The following is a 22,135-nucleotide window of genomic DNA, read 5'->3' as shown; positions in this document are numbered from 1 at the left end:
CCTAGAATAGAGCGCATGTGGATGTGCTGAAAACACAAGGATGGATTGCACATCGCCCAACTAAGCGCATGCGATGCGCTGAAAACTAAAAAAAATGAAAAATAAACTCACAGAATTACTTAAAAACAAGCCTCAAAACTTGTTGAATATATTCTATACCGCTGGATATCCTCAATTAGAGGACACCACTACTCTATTAACAGCACTCGAAAACGCAAAGGTTGATCTAGTAGAAATAGGAATCCCTTTCAGCGATCCACTAGCAGATGGCCCTACTATTCAAGAAAGTAGTAAAATTGCTTTAGAGAATGGAATGTCTATTGAAAAATTATTTTCTCAATTAGAAAATAATACTCCTAAAGTTCCTGTTCTTCTAATGGGTTATCTCAATCCTGTGATGCAATATGGACTTGAGGCATTTTGCAAAAGATGTCAAGAAGTAGGTGTGGACGGATTAATTGTTCCTGACTTACCTATGTATATTTATCAGACAGAATTTAAAGAAGTCTTTGAGAAATATAACATCAGCAACATATTCTTAGTAACTCCTCAAACTTCAGAAAAACGCATTAGAGAAATCGACGATAACTCTAACGGCTTTATTTATGCAGTAAGCTCTGCAAGTACTACAGGATCTAAAACAGATTTCTCTGCAGCAGCAGACTACTTAGGTAAGCTTAAAGACATGGAACTAAAAACTCCTATTCTTACCGGCTTTAATATTAAAAATCAACAGAATTTTAATGATGCCTGTAAGTATGTAAATGGAGCAATTATAGGTAGTGAATTTATAAGACAAATTACTGATGTAGAGGATATATCTAAGGCAGCTACAAACTTTGTAGCATCGATTAAATAAGTTTACCTTTAAAGCATAATCAAAACGGATAAAGTTTTAAATTAAAGTTAAATCCTATCAATAAGCTAGGATATCCTTTTAATATTCAATTTTCAGTATTATGTTTGCACCACAATGAAAACACAAAACGTACATCATCATCATTTTTTTACTTCCCGTCAGGCGAGCTAAAAATGTATTGATGTAACTCAAACATATTTTACAAAAAACCGTCTGTTTCAGGCGGTTTTTTTGTTTTAAAAAAGTTTGAAATAAAAAACAGTTTGTAAGCAGCTTAAACAACATTCTCAAAATAGAATGGCAACAAAAATTATGATCAGAATAGCAGTACAAAAATCAGGAAGACTATCAGACAAATCTTTGCAACTCTTAAAGGATTGCGGAATTAAATTTGACAACGGTGGTCGCAAATTATCTACTCAAGCAAAAAATTTCCCTATGGAAATTCTTTTTTTAAGAGATGATGATATACCACAATACGTTGCAAATGGTGTTGCAGACCTTGGAATTCTAGGACTTAATGAGGTAGAAGAAAAAGACCAAGAAGTAGACGTGATCAAGCAACTAGGTTTTGCAGGCTGTCGTTTAAGTCTAGCTGTTCAAAAAGATGTAGACTATCCAGGTCTAGAATGGTTTAACGGTAAAAAGGTAGCTAGTAGTTATACTACAATCGTTAAAAAATTCTTTACAGAAAAAGGAATCGATGCAACGACAGAAGAAATAGGCGGATCTGTAGAGATTGCACCAGGAATAGGCCTTGCAGAAGGTATTTGCGATATCGTTTCTACAGGATCTACTCTTATAATGAACGGTCTTAAAGAAGTAGAAACAGTAATGTATAGTGAAGCTGTTTTAATTTCTAATCCTAATCTAAGCGGTGATAAGCAAGAGTTATTAAATAAGCTTACCTTTAGAATAGATGCTGTGCAAAATGCACAAAAAAGCAAATACATCTTATTGAACGCACCTAATGATAAGATAGAAGAAATATCTGCCTTATTACCAGGTATGAAAAGCCCAACAGTTTTACCACTTGCTGAAGAAGGATGGTCCAGTTTACACTCTGTGATTGAAGAAAATGATTTCTGGAATGTAATCGACCGATTAAAAGATGCTGGTGCGCAAGGCATTTTAGTAAGTCCAATTGAAAAATTGATCGCATAATGAAAATTATTTCTAATCCTGACTATTCTCAACAACAAGACCTATTAGAACGTCCGCAACAAGAACGTGCTAATGTAGAGACTGCTGTAAAAGATATTATACAGCTGGTTAGAGAAAATGGTGATCAGGCGTTATTTGCTTTTGCAGAGAAGTTTGATAAAGCACAATTAAATTCTCTAAGAGTTACAGAAAAAGAAATCGAGCACGCAGCAACACTTGTAGCGCCAGAATTAAAAGAAGCGATTCAAACGGCTTACCAAAACATTTATAAGTTTCACGTCATTTGTTTTACAAAGGACTATCCCGTATTAGAAACCATGCCTGGCATGACCTGCTGGAGAAAATCTTTACCTATTCAAAAAGTAGGACTGTATATTCCTGGTGGCTCTGCTCCTCTTTTTTCTACGGTATTAATGCTAGCCATTCCTACTAAGATTGCAGGTAATAAACGTGTTGTACTTTGTAGCCCTACAGATGCAAACGGAGATATAAATCCAGCCGTATTATATACAGCAAGTCTCTGTGGAGTTACAGAAATCTATAAAGCCGGCGGTGCACAAGCCATTGCTGCAATGACTCATGGAACAGAAAGTATTCCTGCCGTTGACAAAATATTTGGCCCTGGAAACGCATTTGTAACACGTGCTAAAGAACTTGCTCAACAACAAGGTGTCGCCATTGATATGCCTGCTGGACCGTCGGAAGTTTTAGTTATTGCAGACCAAGAAGCAAATCCAGCATTTGTAGCAGCAGACTTACTAGCACAAGCAGAACATGGACCAGACTCTCAAGTAATTCTATTAACTGATTCTACTACTCTAGCAGAGGCTGTAAATGAACAATTAACTATTCAATTAAGTACGCTTTCGCGAAAGCAAACAGCAGAAAAAGCTATTGAAAACAGTAAAACTATCGTTCTAGAAAGCATAGAAGAATGCATCAAATGGTCGGACGCATATGCACCAGAACACTTGATTATAAACACAGAAAATGCTGATGATGTAGCAGAACAAATTCAAGTTGCTGGATCTATTTTTATAGGATCATATACTTGCGAGAGTTTAGGTGATTATGCTAGTGGTACAAACCACACATTACCTACCTATGGATATGCGCGTAATTATAGTGGTGTATCTGTAGATAGTTTTGTAAACAAAGTGACCTATCAAAAAGCAACACCACAAGGTTTAAAAAACCTAGGACCAGCCGTTGAAATTATGGCTACTGCCGAAGGTCTCGATGCGCATAAAAATGCGGTTACACTTCGTTTGAATAGTATAAAAGCCAACCCTAAATCCCTTCCAGAGGAAGGGACTTTTAAAGGACGTCAAAAATACTCGTATGAAACTGCTCGCAAATCAATTTACGGCACGTTAAAAGAAAGAGCCTCTCAAATGCGCAAAAACCCAACAGAAACTGAAGCGTTAGTTTGGGAAGAATTGAGAAAGAAAAAATTAGACATTAAATTTAGAAGACAGCACATCATTGATAAATATATAGTTGATTTCGCATCTGTTGAAAAACGTTTAATCGTAGAGATAGATGGCGACATACATTTAAATCAAATAGAAGAGGACAGATTAAGACAAGATTTTTTAGAATCACAAGGTTTTAAAGTCATAAGGTTCACAAATGACAATGTATTAAACGACTTAGAATCAGTAATTGAAACAATAAAAAACACGAGCACAGCGAGACCCAATTAGTTTCCTCTTTGGGGAAATGTCCGCAGGACAATGGGGCTTACACGCAATAAAATAAAATGGAATTTAACTTAAAAAACATAGTCCGCAAGAACATCTGGAATTTGAAGCCTTATTCTAGTGCGCGCAGTGAATTTGATTTATACGGCAGCGATAAAAATGAGCTGACGTTACTAGACGCAAATGAAAATCCTAAGGGAGATTTAAACCGTTACCCAGATCCATTGCAGTCTTCGATAAAAGAAGAATTGGCAAAACAAAGAGACATTTCACCAAATCAGATTTTTGTAGGTAATGGAAGTGATGAGGCTATTGATTTATTGTATCGCATTTTCTGTGAACCAGGAAAAGACACAGTAATTACTTGTCCGCCTACTTATGGAATGTATGAAGTTAGTGCAGCGATTAATGATGTTAGTGTTTTGAAGGTTCCTTTGAATGATCGCTTTGAGTTGAACGTTGATGAAATACTCGAAGAGATATCCGCCTGCTCGGATATTAAACTATTATGGATATGCTCTCCTAATAATCCTACAGGTAACGTACTGCTCAAAGCCGATTTAAAACACGACTGGCAAGCACAAAATTACACTCGTGGTGGTATGATGGATATGCCATTTGCTCCAGAGTTTGAAGCTGAAATGTTAGAAAACCAAAGACAATTAGATCGCTTGTTCGGTAGTTTTAATGGTATTATAGTGGTAGATGAGGCTTATCAAGATTTTACAGAGAACATGAGTTTCATAAAACGACTAGAAGATTATCCTAATCTTGTGGTGTTACAAACCATGTCTAAGGCTCATGGTATGGCTGGTGCTCGAGTAGGATTTGCCTTTTCTTCTCCAGAAATCATTGAATTATTCAATCGAACAAAGCCACCGTATAACGTAAATGAATTGTCTCAAAAAGCAGTTCTAGAGGCTTTACAAAACGAAGAAAAAACAAAAAATGAAATCCAAGAAATCATCCATAACAGAGATTTTCTTGTGGAGCATTTAAACAGTTTTAACTTTATAAAAGAAGTATATCCTAGTGAGGCAAATTTTGTACTTGCCAAAGTAGAAAATGCTACACAAGTTTATAATTACCTACGTGATAAAGGAATTATCATACGTAATCGCAGCAGTCAGATTGAAGACACGTTGCGATTTACCGTTGGGACGATGATGGAATGTAAAGCGGTAATTACTGCGTTGCGAGAAATTAAAGAGAATTAGATGAATTAAAACCGAAGCCGTTCTTCAATAGTTTAAAAATTATAAAAGAGTCATCGTTGATGACATTTAATCAAATAAAGTCGATTGCGGGAAGAGGTTTCCGCCTTCGCGGAAATACATGAAAAAAGTATTATTTATAGATCGTGATGGAACGATAGTGAAAGAGCCACCAGTAGATTATCAACTGGATAGTTATGAAAAGTTGGAATTCTTGCCTATGGCAATTACTCAGCTACATCGCATCGCTCGAGAGCTGGATTATGAACTAGTTATGGTGACTAATCAAGATGGGTTAGGAACGGATAGTTTTCCAGAAAACACCTTCTGGCCAGTGCATAATTTAATGATGAATGTGCTAGAAAACGAAGGGATTAAGTTCAGTGAGGTTTTAATCGATCGTTCTTTTCCTGAGCAAAATGCACCTACTCGTAAACCACAAACTGGTTTATTGACGCATTATATAAAAGGTAATTACGACCTTGAAAATAGTTTTGTAATCGGTGATCGCAATAGCGATATGCAACTGGCTAAGAATTTAGGTTGTAAAGGAATACAGCTACCTAGCATTACTGATGATAGTGAATTTGAAGACGAACTAGTAGTTCTTAAAACAGATTCTTGGAAAGAGATTTTTGACTTTTTAAAAGGACAACCTCGCAAGGTCACGGTAAGTCGTAAAACAAATGAAACCGATATCAACATCGTTTTAAACCTTGATGGATCTGGAAACGGAAAAATAGACACAGGTTTAAAGTTCTATGATCACATGCTAGAGCAGTTGCAACGTCACGGTTCATTAGATTTAGATATTAAAGTAAATGGCGATCTTGAAATAGATGAACATCACACTATTGAAGACACGGCGATTGCTTTGGGTGACACTTTCGCGAAAGCGTTATCCTCAAAAAAAGGAATCAATAGATATGGCTTCTTGTTACCTATGGACGACTCGCTAGCACAGGTAGGAATAGACTTCGGTGGTAGACCATGGATCGTTTGGGAAGCTGAATTTAAACGTGAATATGTGGGCGATATGCCTACAGAATTGTTCTTTCACTTCTTTAAATCATTCAGCGATGCGGCAAAATGCAATCTGAACATGAAAGTAGAAGGCGATAACGAGCACCACAAAATAGAGGCGCTTTTCAAGGCATTTGCCAAAGCAATAAAAATGGCGGTAAAACAAACTGGTGATGGTAAATTACCGAGTACAAAAGGAACTTTATGATTGCCATTGTAAAATATAACGCAGGAAATATAGGAAGCGTCACAAATGCGCTCAATAGACTAGGAATAGAGAATAAAGTAACTGACGATCCTGAAGAATTAAAGGCAGCAGACAAAGTTATTTTCCCTGGCGTAGGAGAAGCTGGTACCGCGATGAACTATTTGCGTGATCGTGGACTAGATCAGGTCATAAAAGAATTGAAACAGCCAGTACTAGGAATATGCTTAGGAATGCAATTGATGTGCAGCCACAGTGAAGAAGGTGATACAGAATGTCTAAGGATTTTTGATACTACCGTAAAGAAATTTCCGGCTACTGAAGGAATGAAAGTGCCTCACATGGGATGGAATAGTTTAAATACTGAGGTTGTTGATCAACAATCTACCATCTTGCAAGGCTTACAACCTGCAGCAGATGTATATTATGTACACTCGTTCTATGCTGAAGTTTGTGAAAACACAGTTGCGGCTTGTGATTATATTTTGCCTTTCAGTAGTGTCTTGCAAAAAGACAATTTTTATGCAACACAATTTCATCCTGAGAAAAGTGCTGGAATAGGTGAGCAGATATTAAAGAACTTTATAGAATTATAGTATGCGTATTATACCAGCAATAGATATTATAGACGGTAAATGTGTACGTCTATCACAAGGCGATTACAACCAAAAAACGGTTTATAATGAAGACCCATTAGAAGTAGCCAAAGAGTTTGAAGCAAATGGAATAAAACACTTGCATTTGGTTGATCTAGATGGAGCAAAAAGTAGTCACGTCGTGAACTGGAAAGTGCTCGAGCGCATCGCTGGACAGACTGGTTTGCAGGTTGATTTTGGCGGTGGAGTGAAAACTGACGAAGACATAAAGGTCGTATTTGAAAGTGGAGCAAAACAAGTTACTGGCGGTAGTATTGCTGTTAAGGATGCTGCAACTTTTGAAGGTTGGATTTCCAGATATGGAACTAATAAAATCATCCTAGGAGCAGATGCTAAGGATGGAATGATCGCCACACACGGCTGGCTAGAAAGTAGTGAACTAGAAGTGGTAGAATTCATCAAAGAGTGGAATAAAAAAGGAATCGAGTATGTGATTTGTACCGATATAGCAAAAGACGGTATGCTTGCTGGAACTAGTAATGAGCTGTATAAGGAAATCCTTAACACAGCACCAGTTAAATTAATAGCTAGTGGTGGCGTTGCTGTCGTAGAAGATTTATATCGCTTGCGCGAAATGAATTGCGAAGGAGCCATAGTAGGAAAAGCATTCTATGAAGGTAGAATTACATTTAAGGAATTGAGAGAATTTGTATGAGCTTAAAAAAAAGAATTATACCATGCCTTGATATTAAGGATGGACGTACCGTAAAAGGGATCAACTTTGTTGGATTGCGAGATGCTGGTGATCCAGTAGAACTTGCAAAACAATATGCTGCTCAAGGTGCTGACGAGTTATGTTTTCTAGATATTACCGCAACTATTGAGAAGCGTGACACTTTAGTACCGCTAGTTCGTGAAATCGCTGCTGTTTTAAATATTCCATTTACTGTAGGTGGCGGAATTAACGACGTAGCTCTTGCCAAAGAAATCATTAAAGCTGGTGCTGATAAAATAGCTATCAATAGTGCAGCCGTAAAAAGACCAGAATTAATTAGTGAGCTCGCTGCTGAGTTAGGTAGTCAGTGTGTTGTAGTTGCGGTGGATACGAAGCATTCTCACGAAAGTGAGTATCTAGCTGATTCAAAAAGCAAGCCTAGCGAATCAACACCAACAGATATCCGCCTGCGCGGAAATAAAGTCTATGTAGCTGGTGGACGTGTAGAGACCGAATTAGAAACCATTTCTTGGTGTCAAGAAATTGAAAGATTAGGTGCTGGAGAAATCTTGCTTACCAGTATGGATCATGATGGTACAAAAAATGGTTTTGCTCTAGAACTTACCGATGCCATTTCTAGAAAATTGAGTATTCCTATCATTGCATCAGGTGGTGGAGGAACAAGTGCTCATTTTGCAGACTTATTTAAAGACACAGAAGCGAGTGCAGGACTAGCAGCAAGTATTTTCCATTTTGGAGAATTACCAGTTCCTGAGTTGAAAAAACAATTGGCTGCGGCTGGAGTTGCTGTGAGAAATTAAAATAGGATTGCGATAAAATAAAGCGATTCCGCTACGCAGCGGAATGACAAAATAAAGTCTGGCCTACGACGGCTTGACATTAAAAATGATTGCGGTGGGGAAATGAAGATTTCCGCCTGCGTAAATAAAATCGAAAGTGTTGAATCGAAGAGATTCCCACTTTCGTGGGAACAAATATGAAACTAGACTGGAATAAAGGAGAAAACGGATTATTGCCTGTAATCGTACAAGACGCTACTAACAAAGAAGTGTTGATGTTAGGTTATATGAATGAAGAGGCATTTGAAAAAACTAAAGCTGAAAATAGAGTAACTTTTTACTCACGCAGCAAACAACGACTTTGGACTAAAGGAGAATCTTCTAATAATTTTCTAGATGTAGTAGCTATAAAGATCGATTGTGATCAAGATACCATTCTTATTAAAGCAAATGCACATGGACCTACTTGTCATACCGGTACGGTGAGTTGTTTTGATAATGGTGATGAATCTCGCTTGCGCGAAAGCGAGAACAGCTTTACAATTAATGATCTTGAGAAAACCATCCACCAGCGTATTGACGATCAAGTAGAAGGATCTTACACCTATTCATTAATCCAAAAAGGAATTAATAAAGTAGCTCAAAAAGTAGGTGAAGAAGCTGTAGAAACGGTAATCGATGCCATTAATGGCAAGGAGGAAGATTTTATTTATGAAGCTGGTGATTTGATGTATCACTACCTCGTTTTATTAAAAGCCAAAGGATTATCTCTAGCAGATATTGAGAAAGAGCTCGCTAAAAGGCATAAATAAATAGGATAATATTTATTTATAAATAATAAAAGCGGTTGTATCAAATTTGATGATATAACCGCTTTTTTTAATGCTCCAAAACTTTAAAAAAACTCTAATTAACGCGCTCTTAACCGTATTTACTTGTACATACAATATTTTTACTTAAAAACAGATATGAGCACGACACAACCCCTTTTAAAACCGATAAGCCTAGGAGCAATTGAATTAAAAAACAGAATTGTAATGGCGCCTCTAACTAGATCCAGAGCAACTAATGAAAACCAATCGCCAGATCAAAAACACATAGATTATTACACGCAGCGTGCTGGTGCTGGACTTATTATAACAGAAGCTAGTGAGATATCAAAACAAGCAAGAGGATATGCACATGTGGCTGGAATATTTAATGAAGCCCAAGTAGAAGGATGGAAAAATGTCGTAGATAGTGTACATAAAGAAGGCGGGAAAATAGTTTTACAATTATGGCACGTAGGACGTATTTCTTTGCCAGATTTTCATGACGGTCAGTTACCTTGGGCACCTAGTGCTGTAAATCCAGAAGTGGAACATAGAAACCCTAATGGCGAGAAGAAAATGACTGTGACGCCACACGCTATGACGGTAGAAGAAATAGAGCAAACAGTAAAAGATTATGGAAACGCTGCTGCAAATGCTAAAAAGGCAGGTTTTGATGGTGTAGAAATACACAGTTCTAATGGATATTTAATACACCAATTTTTTAATAATAAATCTAACTTACGTACAGACGAGTATGGAGGTAGTAATGAGAATAAAGCTCGTTTTTTCTTTGAAGTTTTAGATGCGGTAAAAGAATCATTCCCAGATAATAGAATAGGATGTAGATTAAATCCATCATTAAATGGAGTTTTTGGAATTGATGGAACACCAGATACTATTCCGTTTTTTGATTATTTAATTAATAGATTAAATGAATACGACCTGGCTTATTTACACCTTTCAGAGCCATTTACAGATGTAAGTAAGATCGATTTTCTGGTAAGTGAAATAGCAAAACATTACCGTCCAATTTATAATGGAAACTTGATGATTAACAATCAATTTGATCGTGAATCTGGTAATAAGGTAATTGAAGACGGTCATGCAGACCTGGTTGCCTTTGGTAAATTATTTATTTCTAATCCAGATCTTGCACATCGTTTTGAATTAAAGGCTAAAACAGCAGACTGGAATATGGAAACCTTTTATACACAAGGTCGTGAAGGTTATACAGACTACCCTACTTTAGAAGAAGAAAAGGCTAAGAACTAATTCCTGTAAGTAATATTTGAGGCAACTCTTTTTTAAGGTCGGCTACTTCGGTAGTCGACTTTTTTGGTATCCATAGGTATATGGATCTTAACGTGCTTAGAAGATTAAAAAGCATGGTTTCTACATTCAGAGATTTAAACTCACCAGCTTTTATACCACTCTCTAAAATATTTTTAAAGTCTAATTCATAGTCTTTACGCAACTTCATGTATTCTTGGTAGGGTGTTCCTTCTAGGTGCATCCAGTCGGTATTTAATACCGCCAGTGCATCTGTATATTCTAGTGCTATTTTTATGTGTAATAGTATGAGCTGTTCCGCTTTCGCGAAAGCGGACTTATCATCCATCTCTACCGTATCCATACCAGTTGTAAATTCATGAGCAACTTCTAGAATGAGTGTGGCAAGAATTTCTTGTTTCCCAGAAATATGATTGTACAAACTAGCCGCTTTCATATCCATAGCGGCCGCGAGATCGCGCATGGTGACAGCGCTATAACCACGTTCTTTGAAAAGTTGAGCAGCTGTTTTGAGAATTTGTTTTTTGCGAGACATAAGTTGCAAATATAATAGAACATGACTATCATAAAATTGATTAAAAGTCTATTCACAATAATTAGAATAATTTGTTTTAGACTAGCTTTGAACTTTACCCTACGACAATGTTAGAGAATATAGAAATTAATCCGCTTCTTGAAAGATTACCACCGCATCTAAAACAGTTTATAAAGCCTCAAAATTATGACCTTTATACCTATCAAGATCAGGCTGTGTGGCGTCATGTGATGAGCAAAAATGTAGAATTCTTGAGTCAGGTGGCTCATGGATCTTATATTGCTGGACTTAAGAAAACAGGTATTTCTATAGATAACATACCGTCCATGTATGGTATGAATCGCATTCTAAAAGAAATAGGCTGGGCAGCTGTTGCTGTAGATGGTTTTATACCGCCAGCAGCTTTTATGGAATTTCAGGCTTATAAAATATTAGTCATTGCGGCAGACATAAGAAAGCTGGATAACATAGAATACACTCCTGCACCAGACATTATTCATGAAGCTGCTGGGCACGCTCCTATTATCGCAAGCCCAGATTATGCAGAATATTTAAGACGTTTTGGCGAGATAGGCAGCAAAGCTATTTCTAGCGCACACGATCATGAAATGTATGAGGCAGTGCGCAAGATTTCTATTCTTAAAGAAACTCGTAGCGAGACAGAAAACCCAGAGCTGGATAAAGAAATCGCAGCTGCCGAGGCAAATATAGAGCGTCTTCAAAACAAAGATGTAGAACCTAGTGAAATGTCTTTAATTAGAAATTTACACTGGTGGACGGTAGAATACGGTCTGGTAGGTACGCTAGATAATCCTAAACTTTATGGTGCCGGATTATTATCAAGTCTAGGAGAAAGTAAAAGCTGTCTAGAACCTGCGGTAGAAAAAAGACTGTATACTATTGATGCAGCTTATCAAGATTTTGATATCACGCGCAAGCAACCTCATCTTTATGTAACGCCTAATTTTGCGACCCTTAGTGAGGTACTAGAAGAATTTGCAAACACCATGGCAGTTCGTAAAGGCGGACATCGTGGCTTACAAAAATTAATTAATTCAAAATCTCTTGGGACTATTGAGTTAAGTACTGGATTACAAATAAGTGGTCATTTTACACGCATGATTACTAATGATGACAACGAGGTGGTTTTCTTTGAAACGACTGGAGAGAGTGCTCTTGCATATAGAGAAAAAGAGCTTATAGGTCATGGCCGCAGTACGCATAAAAACGGTTTTTTGAGTCCGCTAGGGAAACTTAAGGGAATTAATCTAGCTATAGAAGATATGGGACCTCGTGATTTACAAGCTTATAATTTTTATGACAACGAGCGCATTGAATTTACCTATGAAAGTGGAATTAAAGTAGAAGGTTTAAACGTCACTGGACAGCGTAATTTGAATGGTAAATTAATGCTCATTCAGTTTACCGACTGTACCGTAACTTATAAGGACGAGGTTCTATTTACTCCAGAAGACGGCATGCTTAACCTAGCCGTAGGAAAAGAAATAGTAAGTGCCTATGCTGGCCCTGCAGATTATTACAGTTTTGACCTTGTTTTTCATGAGAGTGATACTAAAACTATAAAGCCAGTTTTCTCAAAAAGAGAGATTACCATTCAAGGTTTATATGAGAAAGTGCGCAATTATAGAGAAGAAGATAAAATAAATAAACCGTTACTTGAGGAATTAAAAGCTCAAGTAGAAAATGATTATCCTGAGCAGTGGCTGCTTATTGAGGAGATTGAAGAATTGATAGGTTAACTAAAATCAGTTAATGGTATAACTGCATTTACAACAGTACCATTACCTTGTGTGCTGGTCAGTTTTAAGTCACCATTTAATTCATTTACAGCTGTCGTGATTTGTTGAATACCATCACCATTTGCGACAGCTTTACGATCATAACCTAGTCCGTTATCGTGGGTAATTATATGTAAGAAATCGTCTTCTATAGATGCGATATTGAATATATAGTTAGCTTGAGAATGAATAGCTGCGTTGTGCAAGCCTTCATTAATAATAATTAATAAAGACAAGATCTCTCTAGGTTCAAAATTGAGTAATTCCTTTTCTGGAAAATTCATTTTATAGACCGATGCACCTTCTATGTTCTGGTCATACAGGTTTTGAAGTTGTTGAGTGGTATGCTCTATATCTTTTAAAGTAAATTTATTTTTACTGGCTGCGAGTTTATAGATCAATGAAACTGCCTTTGTTTTAACGGCTGTTTTTTCCGGAGACTTTTGTTCTAGTTCTTGTAAAATAGCATTGCGTTGTATTTCCAATTTATGCAGACCCTTTGCTCCTACCAGCTTTCTAGCTTGTACTTCTTTTCTATCCAACTCTTTTAAAAACTGAATAACTACTAGTCCTACTAGTAAACCGATAAAAATGTACCCAATAATTGCTCCCATGATCCTAATGTAGGTATTAAAAGTGATATGTTGTGGTTCCGCTTTCGCGAAAGCGAAATTATAATAACAATTTACTACTTTGCAGGTAAGTAAACTAAAAACAAACGTCTCAATAAAGAAAACTATGTTCGGTCTATTTAAAAATAAGAAAAAAGAAACAATACAGAAATACCTTAAAGAAGGTGCTCAATTACTGGATGTGCGTACCGCATCTGAATTTAACGGCGGTCATATAGAAGGGTCTAAAAATATACCTGTTCAAGTTATTGATCAACAAATGAATGCTCTCGATAAAGAAAAGCCATTAATCGTGTACTGTGCCATGGGAGGAAGAAGTAATATCGCTGCTGGAAAATTAAAAGCCAATGGTTATAAAGTTGTAAATGCCGGTGGTATAGGTTCTATGAGAAAATATTTGAAGTCGTGATACTTTAGTTATATATTCTTCCTATTTTTAATCTATGAAATTAGATTACCATAACATCAAAGACGAAGGAAGGTTTACTGTAACAAGTTTTCAATGTGGACCATCATTACAGCTACTTAAAGAAAAGGGTTTATATAAAATAGTCTGGTGTACAGAAGGTGAAGAACGCCTTATTGTAGATGGATATGAAGTCGTACTTAAAAAGAATCAAGTACTTTTTTGTACCCCTGTGAACATAGTAGAAATCCCAAAGGATAATTATGGATTAATAGCGTTTGTGTTTAACCGTGAGTTCTATTGCATACAGCATAATGATTCTGAGGTATCCTGTATGGGAATGTTGTTTTTCGGTTCTTCTACAGCACCTATAATAGACTTAACTGTAAAAGAACAAGCTAGTTTTAATGCGATGCTGGTTTTATTTCAGGAAGAATTTGATACTAAAGATCATATTCAGGGTGAGATGTTACGTACTTTATTAAAGAGAATGTTGATTACCTCTACCAGACTGATAAAACAAGAAAGTTACCAGCCCGATTTAACGGTAAAACAAGTTGATCTAGTAAGACGATTTAATATACTAGTAGAACAGCATTTTAAAGAAAAGCACCAGGTAGCAGACTATGCAGACTTACTTTTTAAATCTCCTAAAACACTTTCTAACTTTTTTAAGAAGCATGATGTAAAATCACCTCTTAAGATAATCAACGAGCGCATCACTGCCGAGGCTAAAAGACTTTTACTCTACTCTGACAAAAGTGCCGAAGAGATAGCTTATGAACTAGGTTATAATGAGCCTAGTCATTTTTCTAAATTCTTTAAAAAACAAACAGGTTCTAGCCCGCTATCTTTTAGAAAACAATAAATTAAAAGAGACAACATATTTCATTTATTATAAAAGTGGGTTGTTATCCTAAAAACTAGGTGGCAACTCACTTCTTTTTTGGTTTATTTTAATCTTAGACATAAAAAAACAGGCCCGTACTCCTAAGAGACAGACCTGTTTCAACTAACCAACTATGAAAAATTTAACTCTTACCTAAATGTTATTAAGCATCTAAAGGTTGTACCGCTGGGAAATCAACTGGTACTTGAGTTGTATTGTGTAAATAGTTTGAGATGGTTTTATCACCTACTAAAACTATAGTATCTACTAGATTTTCTTGAGTATAACCTGCCGCTAGAAAAGAATCTACTACAGCCTTATCTGCTCTACCTCTATTCTCTGTTATATTTTTTGCTAGACCTGCAAGAGCATTATAACTAGTCTGGAAAGACGCTTTACCAGCTCTTAATTCTAGTGTTTGTTCTTGAGTAAAACCGTTCATTTGCGCTATAGCCGTATGCGCTGCAAGACAGTAATCACAACCATTTACTTCACTTACTGCTAGGTTTACTACTTCTTTTTCTTTATTGTTTAAAGATGTTTTTGCTCCAGATAAAGAAAGGTAATTGTTTAATGCGTTATTAGATAATGCATAAGTGGCATATAAATTAGGAACAAAACCTAATTGCTTTTCTAGGTTATCAAAAATTCCTTGATTCACTTCGTTTACTTCACTTCTTTGTGGTACATTAAATGTTGCCATGATATTATATACTTTTAATTATTGTTATTTTCTTATCCCTTAGGACACTACAAAGATGCGACAGTAAGTAGCCTTTAAAAATGTGTTCATTTCCCGAGTACTGTTCTATTATTCCCGATACGATAAATTACAAATGGTGTAGTATCTTTATAGGAAATTTTCCTACCATGAATAAGTTGTACTATATACTATTTGTATTTGTTGTTCTCGCTTTCGCGAAAGCGGAATCACAACAATTACCAGAACCACCAAAAGAACAGAAGTTCTATGAATCGCAGGAATTTAGACTCTTGGGACCATTCCGTGGTGGACGTAGTGCTGCGGTTACCGGAGTTCCCGGAAAACCTAATCTTTTCTATTTCGGTAGTACAGGTGGTGGTGTGTGGAAGACTTTAGATGGTGGACGTACCTGGAGCAATATCTCTGATGGATTTTTTGGCGGTTCTATAGGTGCCGTAACTGTTGCGCCTAGCGATCATAACGTAATTTATGTAGGTGGTGGCGAGAAAACGGTGCGTGGTAATGTTTCCAGCGGCTATGGCATATGGAAAACAGAAGATGCCGGTAAAACATGGACTGAGGCTGGATTACCTAAAAGCCGTCACGTACCTAGAATAGTTATAGATCCTAACGATCATAATACCGTTTATGCCGCCGTATTAGGTAATATCTATAAGCCTACTGCAGACCGTGGCGTTTATAAAAGTACCGATGGTGGTAAAACATGGAGTAAAAAACTATTTACTAATGATCTAGCCGGTGCGGTAGATTTAATCATAGACCCTAGTAATCCACGTGTATTGTATGCAAGTACCTGGAGATTACAACGTACACCATACAGTCTATCTAGTGGTGGCGATGGTAGTGCTATATGGAAAAGTAACGATTATGGAGAAACGTGGAAAGAGATCTCAAAAAATGAAGGTTTTGCAAAAGGAACTTTAGGAATTATGGGAATTACCGTCTCACCAGTAGATTCTGACAGATTATATGCCATCGTAGAAAATAAAGATCAAGGCGGATTGTACCGCAGTGATGATGCAGGTTTAACATGGAAAAAGACAAACAGTGATCGCAGTTTAAGACAACGTGCCTGGTATTATACACGTATTTATGCAGACACAAAAGATGTCGATAAAGTTTATGTCGTTAATGTCAACTATCATAAAAGTACCGATGGCGGTAAAAACTTTTCTAGCGCGCGAGCACCACATGGTGATCATCACGATTTATGGATCGCACCAGAAGATTCTGACCGTATGATTATGGGAGATGACGGTGGCGCACAAATCACTTATGACGGTGGTGAGACATGGAGTACGTATCACAATCAACCTACAGCACAATATTACCGTGTGACTACAGATAACTCTTTCCCTTATAGAATCTACGTAGCACAACAAGATAATGGGACGATAAGATTACCTCATCGCACCACTGGACGTAGTATTACAGATAACGATTGGGAAGGAACTGCAGGTGGCGAGAGTGCACACATTGCTGTAGATCCTAAAAATAACGACATCGTTTATGGAGGTAGTTATGGTGGTTATTTAACTCGTTATAATCACAAGACTAAATCACAACGAGCGATTAATGTATGGCCAGATAACCCTATGGGACATGGTGCCGAAGGAATGAAATACCGCTTTCAGTGGAATTTCCCTATTCTGTTCTCTCAACATGAGCCTAATAAACTCTATGCATTTTCTAACAATGTACACGTCACTACTAATGAAGGTCAGAGCTGGGAAACTATCTCACCTGATCTAACTAGAAACGATCCAACAAAACTAGTTTCTAGCGGTGGACCGATTACTCAAGATAATACAAGTGTAGAGTATTACTGTACCATTTTTGCCGCAGCAGAATCTCCTTTAAACGCTGGCGAGTTATGGATAGGTAGCGACGATGGACTCATACACCTTTCTAAAGATGGTGGTAAAAACTGGAGTAATATTACACCTAAGGGATTACCAGAATGGGCACAAATTAACAGCATAGAACCTAGCCGTTATGACGCGGCTACTTGTTATGTCGCTGCTACACGTTATAAATTAGGCGATTTTACACCTTACTTATATAGAACTACAGATTATGGTAAATCATGGAAAAAAATAACAAATGGCATCCCATCAGAGCATTTTTCTAGAGTCGTAAGAGAAGATGATCAAGTACAAGGAATGCTGTATGCAGGAACAGAAACTGGTTTATACATTTCTACCGACGATGGAAAATCATGGAAATCATTCCAGATGAATTTACCTATCGTACCAGTTACAGATCTAGCTGTAAAGGATAACAATCTAATTATCGCGACACAAGGTAGAAGTTTATGGATACATGATGATCTAGGATTAGTGAGAGAAGCTTTTTCTAGTTCGCTTGCGCGAAAGCAAGACGAAAACAAACTTTTCAAACCTAAAACCTCTTACCGTATGGCAGGAAATGGTCGTGCAGGTTCACTTACCGCAGGAGCAAATCATCCCGCAGGAGTACAAGTACATTTTTATATTCCGACGTTGAAAGAAAAAGATAGTGTATCACTTTCTTTTTATGACGCTAAAAACGAGTTGATAAAAACCTATGCTACCTATGATAAAAAGAACAAATTAAAAGTAAAAGAAGGTGCCAACTCTTTTAATTGGAATACGGTTTATGATGGAGCAGAAAAACTACCAGGTATGATTCTATGGTGGGCAAATATGTCTGGACCTAAGGCCGTACCTGGATCTTACAAAGTAGAATTATCAGTAAATGGTAAAATGGAATCACAACCTATCACTATTATATCTGCTCCTAATAGCGAGGCTAGCGATGCAGACATGCTAGCACAATTTAATTATGTAAATGAAGTAAACGCTACTGTAGACAAAGCTCACAAATCAATTAAAAACATACGTGCATTCAATAAAAAATTAAGTGCTTTTGAAGCGTTGTATGGAGATAGAGAAGAACAAGGTGTTAAAGATATGATTGCCATGTCTAAGGAGATGAAAAAGAAATTTAGCGAGGTAGAAAAAGCACTTTATCAAACTAAAAATCGAAGTGGTCAAGATCCTTTAAATTTCCCTATAAGATTAACTAATAAACTGGCTCACTTAAATAGTCTGGCACAAATAGGTGACTTTGCTCCTACTTCACAAAGTATAGAAGTTAAAGATGAATTAACTGCTGAGATTGAAAAGCAACTAGCTATTTTTGACCAAGTTTTACAATCTGATATTAAAAAATTCAACGAGCAGTTTAATGCATTGAATTTAGAGTATCTCGTGATTGAGAAAGAGAAAAAATAATGGAGGAATTAAGCGGTTATTGGGAAGGTTATTTTATCTATGGATTAGGTTTTGATCTTCCTTTCTTTGGAGAAAAAGTCAGGTTATTTACCGAAATGGAATTTAAAGACGGCATTATAACCGGACATCAGACTGAAGAAAAAGGACCATTCTCAACTGGTAGAACGGTAAATTTTACTGGGTTTTGGGAACAGAATCTAATTTCTTTAACGGTCTCTTATACCAGTAATGATGTTATTCTAGAAGATGGTTTCAATACAGAAGAGATAGAACACAATTTTGAGATCGTTTATAATGGTTCTTTTGATTATAAGAAGAAAGCCATGAATGGTATATGGTTTATGCAAAATGAAATGGAAGAAAATCTAGATCTAGAAATACCTCCTGCCGAAGGTTTATGGGTATTAAAAAAAGCAAAAAAGCCCGTCAGTGATTTTGATTATTCACTTCTTGGGCTTTAATAAATAACTGTATTATTGTAGTTCTTTTATTTGGATTTATTTAATTAAATCAAATTCAGAGAAGCGAATTTCGGCTCGAGTATCATTTCCTTCTGTATAAACACCGGCTTTAAAATAGTACTCATTACTGTATGGTGTCCAGTTATTAGAAGGTGTAAAGGTTTCAGAAAATGTACCAGCTGGTGTCGTTGCTGTAAAAGACGCTGTTCCATTTGATGTACTCATAGAAACTTCTATGGTCTCTCCTTCTTGGTACAAAGGTCCATTAATCGTCGTGTATTGAGAATCGCTATCTGGGTCGTCCGTTAGTTTAAATTTAATCCTGTGGTCGTCGTCTATATAAACTCTGACTAGTGGTCTTAATACACCAGTACTTCTATTATGTACTTGTGCGATAGTCACACCGTTTTCTGGTATATTAAATATAGTAGCTGTGTAAGACAGTGATTTCACCACATCTAGAGAACGTTCTTGCCCTGGAGGTTCTTTAAGCTCTGTGCGTTTGCCATCTGGTTCTTTACTTATTAAAACCATTTCTTGATTCTCCATAAAGTAATATGCCGTCGGGCCATGTGTCGTTGCATCTTCAGAAACGGTAGCTCTATCTGCCGTGTTCCAGCTGGTTTCTATTTGAAGTGTAGCTAATGCAAAATTATCACCTGGTACATTATCGATTTCTGTTGTATCATCATCTGTAGTGTCATCATCATTAGGCACTAATTGTATAAAATTATTTTGTTCATCAGATTCTGAAGAACATGAAAAAATCCCAACAGTGGCTATAAGCAACGCGTAAAAAGTAAAATTCTTGAACATCGTTTATTTTTTTTTAAATGTAGAGCACAAACATTTACAATCGATATGTTTTAACTGTTTATTTTAAAATCTGTTAATAATCGCCCCATTTCATATCTATTTAAAAACAAAACAGCTTTAAAATAAGAATTTTATAATAGCACACTATAATGTGGCCTATGAGGTAGTCTTCTTAAATAAAGGAACAAAGTCTTATTTTTAAAATAGAATTACCGTTGTCAATTCAGTATGTATGTAACTATTGTTACACATAAAAGAGGCTGCAATAAGTAGCTTTGAAATAAAAAGATGTTTAAGAAATCTATTATATACAGTATCCTTTTTTTAAAATGTCCTCAATGCCGTCAAGGGAATTTTCTTGAAGCAAATCCTTATAAAATTTCTAAGATGAATAAGGTAAAAGAAAGATGTTCAAAATGTGAATTAAAATTCAGTATTGAACCTAGTTTCTATACTGGTGCGATGTATGTTAGTTATGCTGTAGGAATCGCTTTTGCAGTAGCAACATATGTAATTTTATTATTTTTAGGTCTAGCAGATAATCCATTAACTATCTTTGTTGCTATAGTTGCCATACTTGCCTTAACATTTCCCTACATAGGTGCAGTTTCTAAAGCTATATGGGCACATCTTTTTTTTAAGTACAATCCTATGATTGCAAAACAAGTCAAAAATGATACAAGAGCTTAAAGAATATTATGGTTCACAATTTGAGCTAGCACTTATAGAAGACATCAATAGCGTGGCAACTTTTATGGAAGTTCCTGCTGGACAAGATTTAATAAAGCCTGGCCAATACATTAAATCCATGCCACTTTTACTTTCTGGAAGCATTAAAATTATGCGTCCCGATGCTGATGGCAATGAGTTATTACTCTACCATCTAGAAAAAGGTAACACTTGTGCCATGACTATGACTTGCTGTGTAGGAAATACTAAAAGTGAAATTCATGCTGTTACAGAGACTCCAGTTAAACTATTAATGATACCTGTTACAAAAATGGAAGAATGGTCTTCTAAATATAAGACCTGGCGCAATTTTGTCTTTACCAGTTATCATACACGTATGATGGAGCTATTAGAAAGTGTAGATAATATTGCTTTTAATAATATGGATGAGCGCTTAGAGAATTACTTGAACGATAAAATTAAAATTCTTAATAGTAAACATATCTATACTACTCACAAAGAAATTGCTGCAGATTTACATACCAGCAGAGTTGTCATCTCTCGACTACTTAAAAAAATGGAAAATATTAATAAGATAAAGCTACACCGCAGTTTTATTGAAGTCGTGTAACATCTGTTACAAACATGCGATTAAGCTCCTTCTATATTTGAGTTTTTAAAATTTATAGAATGGAAATAATAGAAATATTAGGATTTATAGGAGCTCTTTTAATAGGCTTTGTTCTTGGGCTTGTAGGCGGCGGTGGTTCCATTCTTACTGTACCCATTTTAGTCTATGCCCTTACATTAAACCCTGTTCTAGCCACTGCATATTCTCTTTTTGTAGTAGGTACGACATCTCTCGTAGGTGCTATCAAGAATATGACTAAAGGTTTGGTAGACTTTAAAACCGCTATCATATTTGCCATTCCAGCTTTTATAGCGGTTTACCTAACTAGAGCGTATTTAATACCAGCGATACCAGATGAATTATTTACGGTAAACGGATTTGTGCTAACTAAAAACCTTGCAATCATGCTATTTTTTGCTTTTGTAATGTTATTAGCATCTTTTTCCATGATACGTAATAAGCGCAAAGAAAGCGATGAGGACAGCGTCGTAACTTACAACTATCCCATAATTGTTGTAGAAGGTATAGTAGTCGGTACCATTACTGGAATAGTAGGCGCTGGTGGTGGATTTTTAATCATACCTTCTTTAGTACTACTCGCAAAGCTACCCATGAAAAAAGCAGTAGCTACTTCCCTATTCATTATTTCCATAAATTCATTGATAGGATTTCTAGGTGATGTGAAAAATCTGGAAATAGATTGGTTCTTTTTATTACCCTTTACAACGCTTTCTATTATTGGAATTTTCTTAGGAATTTATCTCAATAAATTCATAGACGGTAAAAAACTAAAAAAAGCATTTGGTTGGTTTGTCTTGGTGATGGGTATATATATCATCATCAAAGAACTTGTTATGTGACTTATGTTACCATTTTAAATGATCACTTTTTTTAATTTTAAACAAGAAATAAAATCA

The 22,135-nt window shown here is 36.2% G+C and carries 22 protein-coding genes; 18 read left to right on the top strand and 4 right to left on the bottom strand.

The window, feature by feature from the left end:
* Positions 1 to 94: 94 nt before the first annotated feature.
* The 10 genes from trpA (at position 95) to ACJJVJ_RS13140 (ending at position 10,363) form a co-directional block, all read left to right on the top strand.
* On the top strand, positions 95 to 859 hold the full coding sequence (gene trpA / locus ACJJVJ_RS13185) for a tryptophan synthase subunit alpha (protein ID WP_104515712.1): 765 nt from the start codon (positions 95 to 97) through the stop codon (positions 857 to 859).
* Positions 860 to 1,156: 297 nt separating this feature from the next.
* Positions 1,157 to 2,023, top strand: a complete 867-nt coding sequence (gene hisG / locus ACJJVJ_RS13180; protein ID WP_104515713.1) for an ATP phosphoribosyltransferase — start codon at positions 1,157 to 1,159, stop codon at positions 2,021 to 2,023.
* On the top strand, positions 2,023 to 3,729 hold the full coding sequence (gene hisD / locus ACJJVJ_RS13175) for a histidinol dehydrogenase (RefSeq protein ID WP_405370823.1): 1,707 nt from the start codon (positions 2,023 to 2,025) through the stop codon (positions 3,727 to 3,729). Before hisG ends, hisD begins: the two co-directional genes overlap by 1 nt.
* A 56-nt stretch (positions 3,730 to 3,785) precedes the next feature.
* On the top strand, positions 3,786 to 4,943 hold the full coding sequence (locus ACJJVJ_RS13170; RefSeq protein WP_405370821.1) for a pyridoxal phosphate-dependent aminotransferase: 1,158 nt from the start codon (positions 3,786 to 3,788) through the stop codon (positions 4,941 to 4,943).
* A gap of 118 nt (positions 4,944 to 5,061) precedes the next feature.
* Positions 5,062 to 6,171: a bifunctional histidinol-phosphatase/imidazoleglycerol-phosphate dehydratase HisB gene (gene hisB / locus ACJJVJ_RS13165; RefSeq protein ID WP_405370820.1), complete on the top strand. Its 1,110-nt coding sequence runs from the start codon at positions 5,062 to 5,064 to the stop codon at positions 6,169 to 6,171.
* The gene (hisH, locus tag ACJJVJ_RS13160; RefSeq protein WP_405370818.1) at positions 6,168 to 6,764 is read left to right on the top strand and encodes an imidazole glycerol phosphate synthase subunit HisH; all 597 of its coding nucleotides are present in this window, start codon (positions 6,168 to 6,170) and stop codon (positions 6,762 to 6,764) included. The genes hisB and hisH overlap by 4 nt, the downstream gene beginning before the upstream one ends.
* Position 6,765: 1 nt before the next feature.
* On the top strand, positions 6,766 to 7,479 hold the full coding sequence (hisA, locus tag ACJJVJ_RS13155; RefSeq protein WP_405370816.1) for a 1-(5-phosphoribosyl)-5-[(5-phosphoribosylamino)methylideneamino]imidazole-4-carboxamide isomerase: 714 nt from the start codon (positions 6,766 to 6,768) through the stop codon (positions 7,477 to 7,479).
* The gene (gene hisF / locus ACJJVJ_RS13150; protein ID WP_405370814.1) at positions 7,476 to 8,300 is read left to right on the top strand and encodes an imidazole glycerol phosphate synthase subunit HisF; all 825 of its coding nucleotides are present in this window, start codon (positions 7,476 to 7,478) and stop codon (positions 8,298 to 8,300) included. The genes hisA and hisF overlap by 4 nt, the downstream gene beginning before the upstream one ends.
* Positions 8,301 to 8,476: 176 nt before the next feature.
* Positions 8,477 to 9,091 carry a bifunctional phosphoribosyl-AMP cyclohydrolase/phosphoribosyl-ATP diphosphatase HisIE gene (gene hisIE, locus ACJJVJ_RS13145; RefSeq protein WP_104515720.1) on the top strand — a complete coding sequence of 205 codons (615 nt, stop codon included), beginning with the start codon at positions 8,477 to 8,479 and terminating at the stop codon, positions 9,089 to 9,091.
* Positions 9,092 to 9,247: 156 nt separating this feature from the next.
* Positions 9,248 to 10,363, top strand: a complete 1,116-nt coding sequence (locus ACJJVJ_RS13140) for an alkene reductase (protein WP_405370812.1) — start codon at positions 9,248 to 9,250, stop codon at positions 10,361 to 10,363.
* Here the strand turns inward: ACJJVJ_RS13140 and ACJJVJ_RS13135 are convergent.
* The gene (locus ACJJVJ_RS13135; protein ID WP_405370810.1) at positions 10,353 to 10,916 is read right to left on the bottom strand and encodes a TetR/AcrR family transcriptional regulator; all 564 of its coding nucleotides are present in this window, start codon (positions 10,914 to 10,916) and stop codon (positions 10,353 to 10,355) included. The two genes, ACJJVJ_RS13140 and ACJJVJ_RS13135, sit on opposite strands and share 11 nt — an antisense overlap.
* A 107-nt stretch (positions 10,917 to 11,023) precedes the next feature.
* Here ACJJVJ_RS13135 and ACJJVJ_RS13130 point away from each other — a divergent pair, with 107 nt between their 5' ends.
* Positions 11,024 to 12,676, top strand: a complete 1,653-nt coding sequence (locus ACJJVJ_RS13130) for an aromatic amino acid hydroxylase (protein WP_405370808.1) — start codon at positions 11,024 to 11,026, stop codon at positions 12,674 to 12,676.
* Here ACJJVJ_RS13130 and ACJJVJ_RS13125 read toward each other — a convergent pair.
* The gene (locus ACJJVJ_RS13125; RefSeq protein WP_405370806.1) at positions 12,673 to 13,329 is read right to left on the bottom strand and encodes a histidine kinase; all 657 of its coding nucleotides are present in this window, start codon (positions 13,327 to 13,329) and stop codon (positions 12,673 to 12,675) included. The two genes, ACJJVJ_RS13130 and ACJJVJ_RS13125, sit on opposite strands and share 4 nt — an antisense overlap.
* A gap of 124 nt (positions 13,330 to 13,453) precedes the next feature.
* Between ACJJVJ_RS13125 and ACJJVJ_RS13120 the strand changes: the two genes are divergently transcribed.
* Both ACJJVJ_RS13120 and ACJJVJ_RS13115 read left to right on the top strand, forming a co-directional pair.
* Positions 13,454 to 13,756, top strand: coding sequence for a rhodanese-like domain-containing protein (locus tag ACJJVJ_RS13120; protein WP_104515815.1), 303 nt, complete (start codon positions 13,454 to 13,456; stop codon positions 13,754 to 13,756).
* Positions 13,757 to 13,790: 34 nt separating this feature from the next.
* Entirely contained in the window at positions 13,791 to 14,621 is an 831-nt protein-coding gene (locus tag ACJJVJ_RS13115; protein WP_405370805.1) for a helix-turn-helix domain-containing protein, read from the top strand.
* Between the two features lie 184 nt (positions 14,622 to 14,805).
* On the opposite strand, the gene ACJJVJ_RS13110 is transcribed toward ACJJVJ_RS13115, so the two are convergent.
* Positions 14,806 to 15,345, bottom strand: coding sequence for a carboxymuconolactone decarboxylase family protein (locus ACJJVJ_RS13110; RefSeq protein ID WP_104515726.1), 540 nt, complete (start codon positions 15,343 to 15,345; stop codon positions 14,806 to 14,808).
* Positions 15,346 to 15,512: 167 nt separating this feature from the next.
* Between ACJJVJ_RS13110 and ACJJVJ_RS13105 the strand changes: the two genes are divergently transcribed.
* Entirely contained in the window at positions 15,513 to 18,641 is a 3,129-nt protein-coding gene (locus ACJJVJ_RS13105) for a WD40/YVTN/BNR-like repeat-containing protein (RefSeq protein ID WP_405370803.1), read from the top strand.
* On the top strand, positions 18,641 to 19,102 hold the full coding sequence (locus ACJJVJ_RS13100; protein ID WP_405370801.1) for a hypothetical protein: 462 nt from the start codon (positions 18,641 to 18,643) through the stop codon (positions 19,100 to 19,102). The genes ACJJVJ_RS13105 and ACJJVJ_RS13100 overlap by 1 nt, the downstream gene beginning before the upstream one ends.
* Positions 19,103 to 19,138: 36 nt before the next feature.
* Here the strand turns inward: ACJJVJ_RS13100 and ACJJVJ_RS13095 are convergent, their stop codons facing one another.
* The gene (locus ACJJVJ_RS13095) at positions 19,139 to 19,918 is read right to left on the bottom strand and encodes a polysaccharide lyase family 7 protein (protein WP_405370800.1); all 780 of its coding nucleotides are present in this window, start codon (positions 19,916 to 19,918) and stop codon (positions 19,139 to 19,141) included.
* Between the two features lie 387 nt (positions 19,919 to 20,305).
* On the opposite strand from ACJJVJ_RS13095, the gene ACJJVJ_RS13090 reads away from it, so the two are divergent.
* From ACJJVJ_RS13090 to ACJJVJ_RS13080, 3 genes are read left to right on the top strand one after another with little or no spacing between them, the layout of a single operon-like run.
* Entirely contained in the window at positions 20,306 to 20,608 is a 303-nt protein-coding gene (locus ACJJVJ_RS13090; protein WP_405370798.1) for a DUF983 domain-containing protein, read from the top strand.
* Positions 20,592 to 21,218 (top strand): Crp/Fnr family transcriptional regulator, encoded by a 627-nt coding sequence (locus tag ACJJVJ_RS13085; RefSeq protein WP_104515731.1) that lies wholly within the window; start codon positions 20,592 to 20,594, stop codon positions 21,216 to 21,218. The genes ACJJVJ_RS13090 and ACJJVJ_RS13085 overlap by 17 nt, the downstream gene beginning before the upstream one ends.
* A 59-nt stretch (positions 21,219 to 21,277) precedes the next feature.
* The gene (locus ACJJVJ_RS13080) at positions 21,278 to 22,078 is read left to right on the top strand and encodes a sulfite exporter TauE/SafE family protein (protein ID WP_405370796.1); all 801 of its coding nucleotides are present in this window, start codon (positions 21,278 to 21,280) and stop codon (positions 22,076 to 22,078) included.
* The last annotated feature ends 57 nt before the right edge of the window (positions 22,079 to 22,135 follow it).

This window comes from Nonlabens sp. Asnod2-A12 (genome assembly GCF_045063745.1).
GTDB lineage: Bacteria > Bacteroidota > Bacteroidia > Flavobacteriales > Flavobacteriaceae > Nonlabens > Nonlabens xylanidelens.
This window is presented reverse-complemented; position numbering and strand designations above follow the sequence as displayed.